The organism is Arcicella sp. BE140, from assembly GCF_031456255.1.
GTDB lineage: Bacteria > Bacteroidota > Bacteroidia > Cytophagales > Spirosomataceae > Arcicella > Arcicella aquatica.
Window position 1 is genome coordinate 37,664 of record NZ_JAVDUE010000002.1, and the last position, 15,145, is coordinate 52,808.

A 15,145-nucleotide genomic window follows, 5' to 3' on the forward strand; every position below is an offset into this window, starting at 1 on the left:
AAAAAGCTTAGTTATAATGTATGCTCAATATTCCTATCATTAGTTTTGTCATATTTTTAGGGTTGTTACAAGCCGTAATCTTGAGCAGTATTTTGTTTTTTTCAAAGCGAAACAATCCCATCAAGCAATATTTTTTAGCTTGGATTATCCTTATTTTTGCCTACAATAGCTTCGAGATGTTAATGTTTACCCTTGGGAAAGCCAATAATTTTTTCTTTATTGATAATTATATCCCTTTGGTTCACATTTACTGTATTGGCCCACTTTTATTTTTGTATGTAGTTAGCAATACCATTGGTACTGATGCCATAAGTCAGCCTAAATGGGTGTATTTTATACCTGCCCTTATTTGTTTAGCTGTCAATTTGGTATTCTTCTTGTTAATTACCTTCAATATTATTGATGAGATACACCGTCCGCAGTTCTTTATGATTTACAGAAATACCATTAATGTAGAACGCAACTTGATGATTGTCGTTTTTGGATGGTTTCTGTTTAAATCGTATCAAATACTACGGCAATGGCAATCGGAGGCCATTTTAGGGGAAGATACCAAAGAAGAAAACTCGATTATTCATCGATGGTTAACCTTATTACTCCACGTTTTTTTAGGGACACTCATTATCTGGTCTTTTACTATCTATGGAAGTGTGTTATTGCACCAAGAAAATAACACGCAATTTTATCTCCCCCTCGAATGTTGGTTATCTTTTGTGATGTACTGGATAGCTTTTATGGGTTTTCATAACATCAGCATCATTAGAATAGACAAACAAAAAACGAATCAATCTATCCTTGATGTGTTGGATGACAAGCAGGTAAGCGAAGCTGTAGAGAAACTCAGAACGGTGATGGAGCAAGAAAAGTACTATTTGAATCCAACTTTGAACCTTACTAAGGTTTCAGAACTGACAGGGTTAACCCCAAAAGTTATTTCGGCAATTTGTAATCAGGTACTCAACAAAGGCTTTGGTGAGTATATCAATGAATACAGGATAGAAGAAGCCAAAGTAAGATTAGCAGACCCTCAACATAAACATTTAACCATTCTTAGTATTGCTTATGATGTTGGGTTTAATTCTTTGCCTACTTTTCAGCGTGCCTTCAAACAGATTACTGGCATGACACCCACTATGTTTCAAAAAAAATCTGAAGAGTAGTCATCAAATCGTGATTTGAGTAGAATCTCTAGGTCAAAATCCTGTGATTTGTCCTAAATTCTAATTTTAATACTCATTTCACGTATGCAATTCAAATCATTCTTTCAGAAGTTTTCTGCCTGTTTTATTTTAGGCATCATCTTGTTGGCAGACGTTTTACTGATTGGTAGAGACAAACGTCCTATTTGGATGAGTCCTCCAATGGTTTTTGGTTTAGCAGGATTTTGTTTAATAGTTTCAATCACTTATGCCTTTGTTTGGCATTTTAAAAACAAGGATAAAATTGAAGGTTTACCACAACAGTCAACAGTCGTTCTTGCCTTTATTCGCTATGCATTAGCTTTTAGCATAGCGAGTTTTGGGTGGAAAAAAATCTTTGGACAACAGTTCGTAGTACCAAAGCACATTGCTGATATTCCCATGAGTCAGCTTTCAGGCGAATGGCTTACTTGGTATTATTTCGGCTATTCATACTCATTTGGCTGTATCGTAGCCCTGATGCAGATTGGAGGGTCTCTTTTACTACTATTTCGTAAAACTCAGCTGCTTGGGATGTTTATTTTGTTTCCAGTGATGCTCAATATTTTATTGATTAATCTATTTTATGGAATGAATGCAGGTGCTTTGATGCAGTCTGTGATAATAATGATTGCTTTATCGTACTGCTTGCTATTGGATATTGATAAATTAATCCTGTTTTTTTTTCAGGAGAAGAAAGAACAAAAAACTGAACTTACCAAAATACTAATCAGATTTTCAGCGATAGTTTTGGCTTTTTTATTTGTATATCGTCTTGAAAACGAGTCTACGCAAAATGAAGTAATAAGAGGTACTTATGAGGTGGAATCCTCAAAAGGTAATAGTACATTTTTCCCGTCAGATTCATCTCAGAAAGATACTAGGCTTACCAAAATATATTTTGATATTAACGATTTATGCGTTTTTGAGTTTAATAGTACCAATCATCGTAAAATTGGGCGTTATGATTTTGATAGCACACAAAAGAAAATCAACGTCGTATTTGAACAAAGCCCCGAAAATGTAGCAATACTTAGTGCGGCACTAAGTCAATTAAAAGGTACTAAACAAATGTTGATGTCAAGTAAAATGGGAAAAGACTCCATTCGAGTAATAATGCAGAGAATAAACTAATGGCATACAGTCTATTTTCAACTTTAACCCTTTTAGAGAGTATTAAAGTTGAAAATGGACTGGCTCAATTAATATATGTTACATTTTCCACATTTCAGTTCCATATAGAATTTTGATTTTCGTCCTATTTTTCAAATAATCGTTAAAATTATCAGAATTCGTAAAATCTAACTTCGTCCCATCGCAATAATACTGATGAATATTTGTAGACGAACACACTGAACATTGAATCTCAATTACTTTGTTGCTCTTATATTCAAAAAGCACAATTCCATTTAAGTTAGGGCCTCCCTCTAAAACTTTCATTTTATCTGATAACCATTTCAAATCATTTACAGGGTCTTTTGTACCACAAACTATCATTGCGTTGGGGTCATTGTCAAGCGGAGTATTTGCGTCTTTTTTGCAGGATAATAATACAGAGAATAATAAGCTTGTCGCTAATAATAAAGTAGATTTCGTTTTCATAGGATATTTTATTTGGTTTATCGATATTTCAAAATCTGTCAAAATTTTATCAAAAACTCAAGTGTCAGGTTTAAAACTTACATAAAAATATTAATTCTTTATTGAATAACCTAGTAGTTGCAAATAGCGCTTTTGTTATTTTTTTCTTTGAATAAACAATATAACCCGCTGTTGTTAAGTTGTTTAAAAAATGTAGTTTCAAACACTTTAAAAAAGCCTATTATGAAAAACACCTTTATAGCTTCATTTTTTGTTTCTGTCTGCCTTTTTTCCCACTTCTGTAGAATCGAAAATAAAGGCTATCAATTTTCAGTTGAGCAAGACAGCGTATTAATAAAAATCAGTAAAACTAAACAAGAACTTTTTCTCGAACTTCACGAAGGAGGATTGGATGAACCCAGCGTGATGTCATACGGAACAACGAAAATTCCAAGATTTACTTTTATTAGAGATGCCCATTGGAAGACTGATTTTTATTATCCACTTGGCAATGCAACAAAGATTACTTTTGTTCAAGATGCTTCGCAAAACTATTGGTTAGCTGAAACTGGAGATACTCACGAAGATGCCTTTATTAATTTTGAAGTGAATTATTGTCGAGAACAAAACCCTAAAACAAATGGGATAAAATCATTTATGGACGAAGCTTTTTTGGATAAATCATATCAGACTAATCCTGAAAAAAGAGAGAAAGTAATAGCTTTAGCATTAACAAAAAAGATAGCCTATTTGGATGATTATGCTACTAAAAACAATTTTAGTACAGAAGCTAAAATGTTTTGGACAGCCATGATTCAGTATGAAATGTATTCAAGGAAATTGCATGGTGTGTTAATGAAATCAAAAGAATGGGATTTTAATTATTTAAACAAGCTTACTCAAATGAAATCCTTTTATCAAAATGATACTTTGCTTTCAATACCTTCGTACCGTTTGGGGGCTAGTATGTGTAATGATTTAATGGCACTATTAGAAAATAATTTGAATCCCCCATCAATTACACAGCGTTATAGCGTAATTAATAAGCATTTTACTGGTAAAACGCATGATTGGTTACTGAGTTCTTTAATGAAAAATATTAAAACTAACACATTTGTTACAATTCCCAAGCCTGAGGAAGTAAAACAAATCAGTAAGCTTTATGAATCAGATTGTAATACCCAAGAATATAAGGACTATATTTTAGGAATGGATATGCCTAAAGTGGCTTTTGGTAAAGATGATTTATTGTTTGATGTCAATCGAAATAACGTAAATTTTAAAAGCTTAATTCAAAAAGGAAAGGTTACGTATATAGATTTTTGGGCAAGTTGGTGTGCACCTTGCCGAGCAGAAATGCCAGATTCAAAGCGTTTAAAAGATGAGTACGAGGCTAAAGGTGTTAACTTTGTTTATATTTCCATTGACGATAACTCAATTGCTTGGCAAAAAGCCCATACTCAAGTGGGGTTAGATAATACTAGGAGTTTTTTATCTTCAAAAGCTTCTATGACTAATATTAAAAAACAATTTAATATCACAACAATCCCTAGGTATCTTTTATTTGACAAAAATGGAAAAATAGTTAGTGCAAATGCCCCAAGACCTAGCGAGCATCTTTCAATTAAACAGCACTTTATTAAGCTATTAGAGCAAAAATATTAACACTACTATTTAATAATCCTATCTTTTTTAAATCCATAAGGACAATGCTTGCAACCATTTTTACAACAATAACCCCTTTTTAAATGATAAGCCTCGGTAAAAACCATGTAGCCATTTTCATTAATATAAAAGTCGTCAGTTGTTAATTTGGATGGATTATTATCTTTTTGTGGGTTGGTTTTCTTCATGGTATTTAATCAACAGCTAATTTTGTAAAATGTTCAATATTTTGTAGATTTGAGGTATTCTCGTTTAAAATAAATAGAGAATCTTACAATCATGAGTGATTTTTATCCTAAATACCAACATTTAGTGATGCGTTCCAATAAACGTATCACTAATCGTGTGTTTACGACAAGCTCATTGTATGGTCACTTCTGTAAAATTCACCGTATCCTTTCTGTATTCGTACTTATCTTGTACATCATTGGCTTGTCTGGATTGAATGATTGCTAATTACTCATCGTCTTTAGTATTTATTTTCAATTATGCTGAATGATAGATTTATTAAAATCACTCATTCACCATTCACTCAATCACCAATTTATCACAATGACAGTACAATCACTAAGTACTGCATCCGCTTCAGAGAAAGCAATGCAGTTAGAAGACCGTTTCGGCGCACATAATTATCATCCAATGCCTGTTGTCCTTCAAAGAGGAGAAGGCGTATTTGTATGGGATGTAGATGATAAACGATATTTCGATTTCCTTTCTGCTTATAGTGCCGTGAACCAAGGGCATTGTCATCCAAAAATAGTTCAAGCCTTGATTGAACAAGCGCAAAAATTGACGCTTACTTCTCGTGCTTTTTATAGTGATCAATTAGGGGTTTGCGAAAAATTTCTTTGTGAATATTTCGGCTATGATAAGGTATTGATGATGAATTCTGGGGCAGAAGGAGGGGAGACGGCCTTGAAACTTACCCGTAAATGGGCTTATAAGGTAAAAGGTATTCAGCAGAATCAGGCTAAGACCGTATATGCAGCAGGTAATTTTTGGGGACGTACGCTTGCGGCTATCTCATCATCAACCGACCCTTCTAGTTACGCTGATTATGGGCCACTGTTACCAGGATACGAAATCATCCCTTATAACGACTTAGAGGCATTGGAAGAGATTTTGAAAGACCCTAATGTTGCAGGGTTTATGGTTGAACCCATTCAAGGCGAAGCTGGGGTTGTAGTACCAGACGAAGGCTATTTGAAAAAAGCCTATGAAATGTGTCGTGAAAAAAATGTATTATTCATTGCTGATGAAGTACAGACGGGTATTGCTCGTACAGGAAAACGTTTGGCTTGCGACTACGAAGATTTTCAGCCCGATATCCTAATTTTGGGTAAAGCCCTTTCTGGTGGTACTTATCCAGTATCGGCTGTTTTTTGCAGAGATGAAATCATGTTGACAATCAAACCAGGTGAACATGGTTCTACTTACGGAGGAAACCCCTTGGCTTGTGCGGTAGCGATTGCAGCTTTGACCGTAGTTAAAGAGGAAAATTTAGCCGACAATGCGCTGAAAATGGGAGCCATCTTCAGAGAAAGAATGTCAAAGCTAATTGTTCAGCGTCCTGACTTAGTGAGATTAGTCAGAGGGAAAGGCTTATTAAATGCCATTGAAATCAACACTGATGAAGAAAGCGAAACTGCTTGGGAACTATGTGTAGCTTTTAAAAATAATGGCTTACTTGCCAAACCAACCCACGGAAATAAAATTCGATTTGCACCACCTTTAGTCATTACAGAAGGGCAAATGAACGAAGCCTGTGATATTATAGAAAAAGTAATATTGAATTGGGAATAACATCATAGAGGCTCATTGTTTGATGCAATGAGCCTCTATGATTATTTCGTAATTTCTCTTCTCAATCTGCTAAGCGACTGTGGCGTAATGCCTAAATAATTAGCCAAATATATTTGAGGTGTTCGCCTTAATAGCTCTGGTTTATGTTTAGATAAAGCCTCATAGCGTTCTCGGGCAGTTTCTGAAATAAAAGAACGTAGCCTTATTTCTTGCTGAACAGTATAGTTCTCATATAAAACCCTTCCCAGACGCTCCCATTTGGGCGAATGTGAATACAAAAAGTCAAGATTGATTTTTGTTATCGCACATAAATCACAGTCTTCTATGGCTTGGATATAATCTATACTAGGCAAGCCTTGGGAATAGGATGACGTACTTGTTATTATTTGATCTTCAAAACTTAAATCGTAAGTGATATCTACATTATCTTTAATGAAATAAGAACGTAACATGCCTTTATTAATAAAGGCGACGTCGGCATTGTATTCTCCTTTTTTTACCCAAAAACCACCTTTTTTTAAAATAACATCAGTAAAATAAGGTTGAGCAAATTCAATATCTTCATCAGAAAAATTAACGTACTTGCGCACAAATGCTATTAAATTATCTCTCATGTGATGGGCTTATAAGGTTGATGGTTTGCGTTAAATGATGCAACTTCGTAATAAATTGAATGTTCAAGTAATTTTTTAGAGCATCACTACTAACTTTTAGAGCAATACTAGGTTATCTATAGCAATAACTATGGAATAGGAGTTACATTTAATATTTACTTTGGACATCAATATTTTAAAAAAGTCACATTATAAATGATAAATAAAATGTTACAGTATGTAATTTATGCTTTTGATGGAACAGACAGTGAGGCACTTAATCGAAGATTAGTGGCTCGTCCTTATCATTTAGAGTGTGTAAAAAAACTAAAAGAAAACGGAAATTTCTTGATGGGAGGTGCAATGTTGGATGAGTCACAACAAATGATTGGCTCAACAATGATTGTCCAGTTTGAAACTGAAACAGCTTTTCAAGATTGGTTTAATAATGATCCTTATAATACGATGGGAGTGTGGCACAAAACAGCAATACATCCTTTCAGAGTAGCCAATGTGTAACAATAGACGTTATTCTCCCTTTTTAAATAACTGAGTAATTTTTGATAGCGGTTTCATCCACAAAGTATACCAATGAGGCTTTAGGTTATTTATTTTCCATGCTCTTCTATCTTCCATGTTAGCTCTATAACGGTGCTTAAGCGAGGCAGTACTTGTGCCACCATTACGCATTGTAGTAAGCGTTAGCGGTAGATAGTGTGCAGAAAGGTGATTTTTATAAAGCATTCTTAGCATTAACTCATAGTCGCCAGAGCAAGTAAAATCTGTTAGGTATTCACCGTACTTCTCAAAAGCCGCTTTTTTCAGGTAGAACGAAAGATGCGGAGGCATCCATCCCTGCAACCAATTTTTACGTGAATACTCACCAGCTTTCCAATAACGCACAATCGTATGAATGTCGTCTGGATTGATAAATTGTATATCTCCATATACCGCATCGGTTTGGTATTGAACAAAAGCTTTAGCTACTTGACTAATTACTTGGTTGTTGGGGTAGAAGTCATCCCCACCAATTGTACCAATGACATCACCAGTGGCCATTTTCAAACCCTTGTTCATGGCATCATAAATACCTTTGTCGGGTTCAGAGATAAACTTTATTCTATCGGCAAATTCCTTCAAAATTTCCACTGTTCCATCTTTAGAAGCGCCATCTACAACGATATATTCTAATTCGGGATAATCCTGCGCTAAAACACTTTCAATGGTTTGACGAATCGTAGTTGCACTATTAAAGGAAACAGTAATGATAGAAATTTTCATAAAGAGCTATTTTGCTAAGAGTACAAAGATAGTAATATTTCTTGTAAAGAGGGATAGCACTTCAGCTATCAGACATCGGTTATTACTGATGGCACGACTTCAAGTCATGCCATCAGTATTTTTTTATCAGTGAGTATTTCGCAATAAAATAAGGTATCAGATTGATTATTAAAAAAAAGTAAAATAATTAAAATATTTTTTTACTTAACTCATTGTATTTCAAAAAGAATCCTCTAATTTTGCAGTCCAATTAAGAGAGAACGTTTTCTTTGTTTTTATATGGGTTGGCAGAACTCGATAAAAAATACGGAAATAGGCAAAACGTAAATCTTCTAATTTGAAATTACCGCAGGCTTGCCTGCAAGCGTGTCAGAACTGATATTATATTATAACACTGAATGCCCAGTCTGTAATGTTAATATTAAGCTACACAAGAAACGTTTCGTTTTTCTAACGCAATACGGTTTTTCCGTCTCTTCGTCTGCATACGTGCACATCTTGTAGCTTTACTCATTTCTGTCTCAATTTATTAGTGAATTAATTTAGTATAGATTTTGTTTATGCCAAATTAAATTCCGACCTTTGCAGTCCGTTTTACGCTCCCAGTTGGGTTTTTGTCGTAACTCGTTCATTCACAATCAATTATTAACGTTTTATTCTAATAAAATGTCTGGAATTATCGGAAAGAAAGTCGGTATGACCAGCCTCTACAACGCTGACGGTACTGCTGTCGCTTGTACGCTGATCGAAGCCGGTCCTTGTGTAGTAACACAAGTAAAAACAGTAGAAAAAGAAGGTTATAGCGCCATTCAGTTGGGTTATGGCGAGAAAAAAGAGAAGCACACAACGCAACCTCTTTTAGGTCACTTCAAAAAAGCAGGAACTACTCCAAAGAAAAAACTCGTAGAGTTTAAATCATTCGAAAATGAACTTTCACTTGGAGAAGTTATTACCGCAGAGTTGTTCGTAGAAGGCGATTTCGTAGATGCTATCGGAACATCAAAAGGTAAAGGTTTCCAAGGTGTTGTTAAACGCCACGGTTTTGCAGGGGTTGGAGGTCAAACTCACGGTCAGCACAACAGAGGTCGTCACCCAGGTTCAATCGGTGCTTGTTCATTCCCATCTCGTGTATTCAAAGGTATTCGCATGGCAGGTCGTACAGGTGGTAATCGTGTAAAAGTTCAAAACTTACAAGTATTGAAAGTTTATTCAGAGAAAAACCTAATCGTGGTATCGGGTTCAATCCCAGGAGCGAAAAACTCTTACGTTATTCTTGAAAAATAGATTTGAAAATTTGAAGGGTATCAATTGGCTCTTTGTAGCGTTGACATTACATTATTAAATTTTCAGGTTTTCAAGCGGTTCGCCGCCCGGCGGTTCGTCGCCCGATTAAAATTTTCAAATTAGACAAATGGAATTATCAGTTTTAAACATACAAGGCAAAGAAACAGGCAAAAAGGTAACCCTTTCTGACGAAATCTTTGGCATCGAGCCAAACGAACACGTAGTTTGGTTAGACGTGAAGCAGTTCTTGGCAAACCAACGTCAAGGAACTCACAGAGCGAAACCAAGAGCAGAAGTTTCTCGCTCAACTCGCAAGATTAAAAAACAAAAAGGTACAGGTGGTGCTCGTGCTGGTTCAGCAAAATCTCCATTGATGAAAGGTGGTGGACGTATTTTTGGTCCAGTTCCAAGAGATTACTCTTTCAAGGTAAACAAGAAAGTGAAATCATTGGCTCGCCAATCAGCTTATGCTGCTAAAGTGCAGTCAGGTTCAGTAACAGTATTAGAAAGCTTTTCTTTTGATGCTCCAAAAACTAAATCTTACATCGCATTATTAAGCGCATTGTCTTTAAATGATACAAAGACATTGTTAATCTTGCCAGAAGAAAATCAAAATGTGTATTTGTCAGGTCGTAATCTTCCAAAAACGAAAATTGCTTCAACAGGACAAGTTAACACTTATGATTTAGTTAACGCAACAAAATTGCTTATCGTAGAAGGAGCAATTTCAAAAATCGAATCATCTTTTAGTAATTAGTTATTGGTTAATTGTTATTCGTTATCCGTATGAATAAGCGTTTAACAGATAGCAATAGCGGATAATAAATAACGAAAATAAGAAAATGAGCATTATCAAAAGACCAATTCTTACTGAGAAATCTCAGGACTTACAGAAAGGCGGTCAATACGTTTTCGAAGTAGCAAGCAAGACAAACAAAATCGAGATTGCAAAAGAAATTAAGAAAATGTATGGTGTTGAAGTTACGGCTGTAAACACACTTCGCCAATTTGGTAAGAAGAAATCAAGAAGTACTAGAACTAAAGTTACTTCTGGTGTTACTTCAACATTCAAAAAGGCAATCGTAACTATCGCTAAAGGTGAAGTTATCGATTTCTATGATGGAATTTAAATTATAATTTGAAATTAAGCTAATTTGAAAATTTGGAATTCGATTTCATCTTCAAGTTATCAAATCTTCAAATTACTTAACTATGGGAGTTCATCCCGATAAATTGAACAAAGCACAGAAATGGCAGCTACTAGAAAATTAAAACCAACAAGCCCGGGTTCACGCCACAGGATTGCTGCGACTTTCGAGGAAATAACAGCCTCAAAGCCCTACAAGCCTTTGTTAGCCCCAGTAAAAAGAACAGGTGGACGTAATGCAGATGGTCACCGTGCCATGCGTTATATCGGTGGAGGTCACAAACGTCGTTATCGTTTAGTTGATTTCTTCCGTAATAAATTCGATGTTGAAGCAACAGTTTTAACAGTTGAATACGATCCAAACCGTACAGCTCGTATCGCTCTTATTGAATATACAGATGGCGAAAAAGCATACATCATTGCTCCAGCAGGAATTGTTGTTGGACAAAAAGTAATCTCAAGTGCTACAGCAGCACCAGAAGTAGGTAACACTATTCCATTATCAAACATTCCAACAGGTACAATTATTCACGCAATTGAACTTCGTCCTGGTGGTGGTGCAGAAATGGCTCGTTCTGCTGGTACTTATGCACAATTGTTAGCTCGTGATAGCAAATATGCTACGTTAAAATTGCCTTCAGGCGAAATGCGTATGGTATTGTCAAGATGTTTAGCAACAGTAGGTTCGGTATCTAACAGTGACCACATGAATACCGTAATGGGTAAAGCAGGTCGTCATCGTTGGTTAGGTCGCCGTCCAAGAGTTCGTGGTGTAGTGATGAACCCAGTCGATCACCCAATGGGTGGTGGTGAGGGTCGCTCATCAGGAGGTCACCCTCGTTCACGTAAAGGTTTATTAGCGAAAGGTAAGAAAACTCGTACGCCGAAGAAACAATCAAATCGTCTAATCATCAGTAGAAAGAAAAAATAGGTAGATGGCACGTTCATTAAAAAAAGGACCTTATATTGACTACCGCCTTGACAACAAGGTGCAAGTCATGACCGAATCAGGAAAAAAGTCAGTTATTAAGACTTGGTCACGTCGTTCGATGATTTCACCTGATTTCGTTGGACACACCTTCGCAGTGCACAATGGTAATAAATTTATTCCAGTATTTGTGACAGAGAACATGGTAGGTCATAAATTGGGTGAATTTGCTCCAACACGCAACTTCCGAGGTCACACGGCAAAAAAAGATAAAGGCAAAAGATAATTTGGAATGCTGGAAAATGGGGTTTGAATTATTAAGATATTATTATCATCATAATTGAAATTCCCAATGTCCAACTCCGAAATCCGAAATCATAAAATGGAAGCAGTAGCTAAGTTAAATAATGTTCCGACTTCACCTCAGAAAATGAGAATCGTGGTAGACATGATTAGAGGTCAGAAAGTAAATAAGGCTCTCGGTATTTTAAAATACGAGCCTAAGGTTGGTGCAAGACACGTTGAGAAATTGTTACTCTCAGCCATTGCTAACTGGCAAAATAAAAATGAGGATGTAAAGTTAGAAGATGCTGACTTATATGTTAAAACCGTTACAGTAGATGGCGGTAGCTCATTAAAGCGTTTGCGTCCAGCTCCACAAGGACGTGGTCACAGAATCTTAAAACGTTCTAACCACATTACCCTTGTAGTTGCTTCAGCAACCGCACCAACAATAATCACAGAATAATTAGAGAAATAATCTAAATATCAAAAAATGGGACAGAAAATAAACCCCGTTGGTTTTAGACTTGGTATCGTCAGAGGTTGGGATTCTAACTGGTATGGTGGTAAGAGTTTTGCCGATAAATTAGTTGAAGACGATAAAATTCGTAAATATGTTGCCGCACGTATTCCAAAGGGTGCTATCTCTAAGGTAATCATTGAGCGTACTTTAAAGCGGATAACTTTGACTATCAATACTGCACGCCCAGGCGTTGTAATTGGTAAAGGTGGTCAAGAAGTTGATAAAATCAAGGAAGAATTAAAGAAAATCACAGGCAAAGATGTTCAAATTAATATTTTTGAAATCAAACGCCCTGAGATTGATGCTAAATTAATTGGTGAGGCTATCGCACAACAATTAGAAGCTCGTATTTCATTCCGTCGTGCTATGAAGCAAGCTATCGCGTCAGCAATGCGTGTAGGTGCTCAAGGTATCAAATTGAAACTTTCAGGTCGTTTAGGAGGTGCTGAAATGGCACGTTCTGAAGGATACAAAGAAGGTCGTATTCCTTTGCACACACTTCGTGCTGATATCGATTATGCAATTTCTGAAGCATTAACTGTTTACGGAAAAATCGGTATTAAAGTATGGATTTTCCGTGGTGAAGTTTATGGTAAGCGTGATCTTTCTCCAAATGCTGGTATGGCTGCACAACAAGCTGCTAGTGGAGCTGATGCTCGTGGAGGTAACAACCGTGGTGGACGTGGCGAAGAAGGCGATCGTAAAGGTCGTGGTGGTCGTGACAACCGTGGCGGTGCTGGTGGTCGTGACGATGCACAACGTCGTAATAACAACAATAACAACCGTGGTGGCGGAGCTAACAAACCTGGCGGAAATCGTCCTGGCGGTGGCAACAAACCAGCGGGTGGAAAGAGATAATTCGTAAATTCTTGTCAGTGGTCAGTAGTGAAATGTAAGATAAGAGTGTTTTTAATAACTCATTTCTTAATTCTTGAAGCCACCGACCCATAGACTTAATAAGACAATGTTACAACCAAAAAGAACCAAGTTCCGTAAGCAACAGAAAGGTAGGATTAAAGGAAACGCTACTCGTGGTCATGAACTTGATTTCGGTACGTTCGCTATCAAAGCTTTGGAACCAGGACGCATCACTGCTCGTCAGATTGAAGCGGCTCGTATTTCAGTAACTCGTGCCATGAAACGTGAAGGTCAAGTTTGGATTCGTGTATTCCCTGACAAACCTATTACGAAGAAACCAGCAGAGGTACGTATGGGTAAAGGTAAGGGTGCTCCAGAATACTGGGTAGCACGTATCAAGCCAGGAACTATCTTGTTTGAATCGGCTGGTGTACCTTTAGAATTGGCACAAGAGGCGCTTCGTTTAGCAGCTCAAAAATTGCCACTTCGTACTTCATTCGTAGTGCGTAGAGATTATCAAGAAGCACAATAATTTGAAAATTTGGTTAGTTATGATTTGATGGCTTTCCAAAGTTTATCGAATCTATTAATACATATTCAGATTATAATATTCATAATCAAAGTCATGAAAAACGCAGAAATTAAAAAATTAAGTGCGGAACAACTAGTAAGTACTTTAGCCTCTGAAAAAGAGGCTTTAGCTCGCCTAAAGTTTGCTCACGCTATTTCTCCAATTGAAAATCCATTACGTATCCGTGAGGCTCGTAAAGTTATTGCTCGATTGGAAACTGCTATCTCGGCAGCGAAATAAATCAATTACTGAGAAGTAATTATAACAGACCTCATCAATATAACGCTTGAGGTCAATCTTGTAACAACAATTAATAGAATCCAACGATGGAAGAATTAAAAAGAAATCTGAGAAAAATCAGAGTAGGGCGCGTAGTGAGCGACAAGATGGACAAATCAATCACTGTAGCCGTAGAAAGAAAAGTAAAGCATCCACTTTATGGTAAGTTTATGAAAAAAACTTCAAAGTTGATGGCTCACGATGAGAACAATGAATGTGGTATTGGTGATACAGTGAAAGTAATGGAAACTCGTCCACTTTCAAAAAATAAACGTTGGAGATTAGTTGAAGTTATCGAGAAAGCGAAATAATTTCCTTCCCAACAATCTAATATTATTAAGAAGTTAAATTTTTCGTTAAAATCAGTATTCCAATCATAAAATGGTACAGCAAGAATCAAGACTCGGCGTAGCAGATAACTCAGGAGCTAAAGAAGTTCTAGTTATCCGTGTGTTGGGCGGTACAGGAAAAAGATACGCTTCAATTGGTGATAAAATTGTAGTGACTGTTAAATCAGCACTTTCATCATCAAATATGAAGAAAGGTACGGTTTCTAAAGCCGTAGTAGTAAGAACTAAAAAAGAGATTCGTCGTAAAGACGGTTCATATATTCGTTTCGAGGATAACGCAGCCGTATTGTTGAATGCCAACGACGAGCCACGTGGTACTCGTATTTTCGGGCCAGTTGCACGTGAATTGCGTGATGCAGGTTTCATGAAAATCGTTTCATTAGCCCCAGAGGTGCTTTAATCATAATTCGTATCATGGAAAGAAAGTTTAATAAGCAGCCAAAACTGCACATCAAATCTGGTGATACAGTTATCGTTATCGCTGGAAACTCAAAAGGTAAGACAGGCGTAATCAAAAAAGTATTAGTTGATAAGCAACGTGCTATCGTTGAAGGTGTTAATCTTCAAACTAAACACGTTAAGCCTAATGCAAATACTCCGCAAGGTGGTATTGAGAAACGTGAAGGTTCTATTCACATCTCAAACTTGGCAGTTGCTGAAAACGGCAAGCCAGTACGTACAGGTCGTAAATTGAACGAAGAAGGAAAGTTGCAAAGATTCTCGAAAGCAACAGGAAAATTCATTTAATTAAATCTCAAGTAAATAGTTTTGATGCATAATCAAAACTATCAATTGAAAAAGTGGGTCGGAAATCCACATAAA

General features: G+C 36.4%; 22 protein-coding genes. 18 read left to right on the plus strand and 4 right to left on the minus strand.

Annotated elements, in window-relative coordinates:
* Positions 1–20 precede the first annotated feature (20 nt).
* Both J2Y60_RS03380 and J2Y60_RS03385 read left to right on the plus strand, forming a co-directional pair.
* Positions 21–1,160: a helix-turn-helix domain-containing protein gene (locus J2Y60_RS03380; protein WP_309913281.1), complete on the plus strand. Its 1,140-nt coding sequence runs from the start codon at positions 21–23 to the stop codon at positions 1,158–1,160.
* 84 nt (positions 1,161–1,244) lie between these two features.
* Complete coding sequence (locus J2Y60_RS03385) at positions 1,245–2,312, plus strand: hypothetical protein (RefSeq protein WP_309913283.1); 1,068 nt, start codon at positions 1,245–1,247, stop codon at positions 2,310–2,312.
* A gap of 78 nt (positions 2,313–2,390) precedes the next feature.
* Here J2Y60_RS03385 and J2Y60_RS03390 read toward each other — a convergent pair whose 3' ends face one another.
* Entirely contained in the window at positions 2,391–2,780 is a 390-nt protein-coding gene (locus tag J2Y60_RS03390; RefSeq protein WP_309913285.1) for a hypothetical protein, read from the minus strand.
* Between the two features lie 222 nt (positions 2,781–3,002).
* Here J2Y60_RS03390 and J2Y60_RS03395 point away from each other — a divergent pair, with 222 nt between their 5' ends.
* Complete coding sequence (locus J2Y60_RS03395; RefSeq protein WP_309913287.1) at positions 3,003–4,424, plus strand: TlpA disulfide reductase family protein; 1,422 nt, start codon at positions 3,003–3,005, stop codon at positions 4,422–4,424.
* Positions 4,425–4,429: 5 nt separating this feature from the next.
* Here J2Y60_RS03395 and J2Y60_RS03400 read toward each other — a convergent pair whose 3' ends face one another.
* Entirely contained in the window at positions 4,430–4,612 is a 183-nt protein-coding gene (locus tag J2Y60_RS03400) for a DUF5522 domain-containing protein (protein ID WP_309913289.1), read from the minus strand.
* A gap of 91 nt (positions 4,613–4,703) precedes the next feature.
* Between J2Y60_RS03400 and J2Y60_RS03405 the strand changes: the two genes are divergently transcribed.
* Positions 4,704–4,880: a hypothetical protein gene (locus J2Y60_RS03405; RefSeq protein WP_309913292.1), complete on the plus strand. Its 177-nt coding sequence runs from the start codon at positions 4,704–4,706 to the stop codon at positions 4,878–4,880.
* A gap of 96 nt (positions 4,881–4,976) precedes the next feature.
* Positions 4,977–6,227 (plus strand): ornithine--oxo-acid transaminase, encoded by a 1,251-nt coding sequence (gene rocD / locus J2Y60_RS03410; protein ID WP_309913295.1) that lies wholly within the window; start codon positions 4,977–4,979, stop codon positions 6,225–6,227.
* A 41-nt stretch (positions 6,228–6,268) separates the two neighbouring features.
* Here rocD and J2Y60_RS03415 read toward each other — a convergent pair whose 3' ends face one another.
* On the minus strand, positions 6,269–6,841 hold the full coding sequence (locus J2Y60_RS03415; protein ID WP_309913298.1) for a hypothetical protein: 573 nt from the start codon (positions 6,839–6,841) through the stop codon (positions 6,269–6,271).
* 207 nt (positions 6,842–7,048) lie between these two features.
* Here J2Y60_RS03415 and J2Y60_RS03420 point away from each other — a divergent pair, with 207 nt between their 5' ends.
* Entirely contained in the window at positions 7,049–7,339 is a 291-nt protein-coding gene (locus J2Y60_RS03420) for a YciI family protein (RefSeq protein WP_309913301.1), read from the plus strand.
* 9 nt (positions 7,340–7,348) lie between these two features.
* On the opposite strand, the gene J2Y60_RS03425 is transcribed toward J2Y60_RS03420, so the two are convergent.
* Entirely contained in the window at positions 7,349–8,101 is a 753-nt protein-coding gene (locus tag J2Y60_RS03425; protein WP_309913304.1) for a glycosyltransferase family 2 protein, read from the minus strand.
* A 666-nt stretch (positions 8,102–8,767) separates the two neighbouring features.
* Between J2Y60_RS03425 and rplC the strand changes: the two genes are divergently transcribed.
* The 12 genes from rplC to rplX all read left to right on the plus strand — a co-directional run bounded on the left by rplC (position 8,768) and on the right by rplX (position 15,070).
* Positions 8,768–9,385 carry a 50S ribosomal protein L3 gene (gene rplC / locus J2Y60_RS03430; protein WP_309913306.1) on the plus strand — a complete coding sequence of 206 codons (618 nt, stop codon included), beginning with the start codon at positions 8,768–8,770 and terminating at the stop codon, positions 9,383–9,385.
* Positions 9,386–9,512: 127 nt separating this feature from the next.
* A complete protein-coding gene (rplD, locus tag J2Y60_RS03435) occupies positions 9,513–10,142 on the plus strand; it encodes a 50S ribosomal protein L4 (RefSeq protein ID WP_309913309.1) in 630 nt (209 codons plus the stop codon).
* 85 nt (positions 10,143–10,227) lie between these two features.
* Positions 10,228–10,515: a 50S ribosomal protein L23 gene (gene rplW, locus J2Y60_RS03440; protein ID WP_309913312.1), complete on the plus strand. Its 288-nt coding sequence runs from the start codon at positions 10,228–10,230 to the stop codon at positions 10,513–10,515.
* A 120-nt stretch (positions 10,516–10,635) separates the two neighbouring features.
* A complete protein-coding gene (gene rplB, locus J2Y60_RS03445; RefSeq protein WP_309913315.1) occupies positions 10,636–11,463 on the plus strand; it encodes a 50S ribosomal protein L2 in 828 nt (275 codons plus the stop codon).
* Positions 11,464–11,467: 4 nt separating this feature from the next.
* Positions 11,468–11,746, plus strand: coding sequence for a 30S ribosomal protein S19 (gene rpsS / locus J2Y60_RS03450; protein ID WP_184128536.1), 279 nt, complete (start codon positions 11,468–11,470; stop codon positions 11,744–11,746).
* A 96-nt stretch (positions 11,747–11,842) separates the two neighbouring features.
* The gene (gene rplV, locus J2Y60_RS03455; protein ID WP_184128552.1) at positions 11,843–12,208 is read left to right on the plus strand and encodes a 50S ribosomal protein L22; all 366 of its coding nucleotides are present in this window, start codon (positions 11,843–11,845) and stop codon (positions 12,206–12,208) included.
* Positions 12,209–12,235: 27 nt separating this feature from the next.
* Positions 12,236–13,123 carry a 30S ribosomal protein S3 gene (gene rpsC / locus J2Y60_RS03460; protein WP_309913318.1) on the plus strand — a complete coding sequence of 296 codons (888 nt, stop codon included), beginning with the start codon at positions 12,236–12,238 and terminating at the stop codon, positions 13,121–13,123.
* Positions 13,124–13,229: 106 nt separating this feature from the next.
* The gene (gene rplP / locus J2Y60_RS03465) at positions 13,230–13,655 is read left to right on the plus strand and encodes a 50S ribosomal protein L16 (protein WP_184128559.1); all 426 of its coding nucleotides are present in this window, start codon (positions 13,230–13,232) and stop codon (positions 13,653–13,655) included.
* Positions 13,656–13,748: 93 nt separating this feature from the next.
* Positions 13,749–13,934, plus strand: a complete 186-nt coding sequence (rpmC, locus tag J2Y60_RS03470) for a 50S ribosomal protein L29 (protein WP_309913321.1) — start codon at positions 13,749–13,751, stop codon at positions 13,932–13,934.
* 86 nt (positions 13,935–14,020) lie between these two features.
* The gene (gene rpsQ / locus J2Y60_RS03475; RefSeq protein ID WP_184128565.1) at positions 14,021–14,284 is read left to right on the plus strand and encodes a 30S ribosomal protein S17; all 264 of its coding nucleotides are present in this window, start codon (positions 14,021–14,023) and stop codon (positions 14,282–14,284) included.
* A gap of 70 nt (positions 14,285–14,354) precedes the next feature.
* Entirely contained in the window at positions 14,355–14,723 is a 369-nt protein-coding gene (rplN, locus tag J2Y60_RS03480) for a 50S ribosomal protein L14 (protein WP_309913324.1), read from the plus strand.
* A gap of 14 nt (positions 14,724–14,737) precedes the next feature.
* Positions 14,738–15,070: a 50S ribosomal protein L24 gene (rplX, locus tag J2Y60_RS03485; RefSeq protein ID WP_309913327.1), complete on the plus strand. Its 333-nt coding sequence runs from the start codon at positions 14,738–14,740 to the stop codon at positions 15,068–15,070.
* Positions 15,071–15,145: the final 75 nt, after the last annotated feature.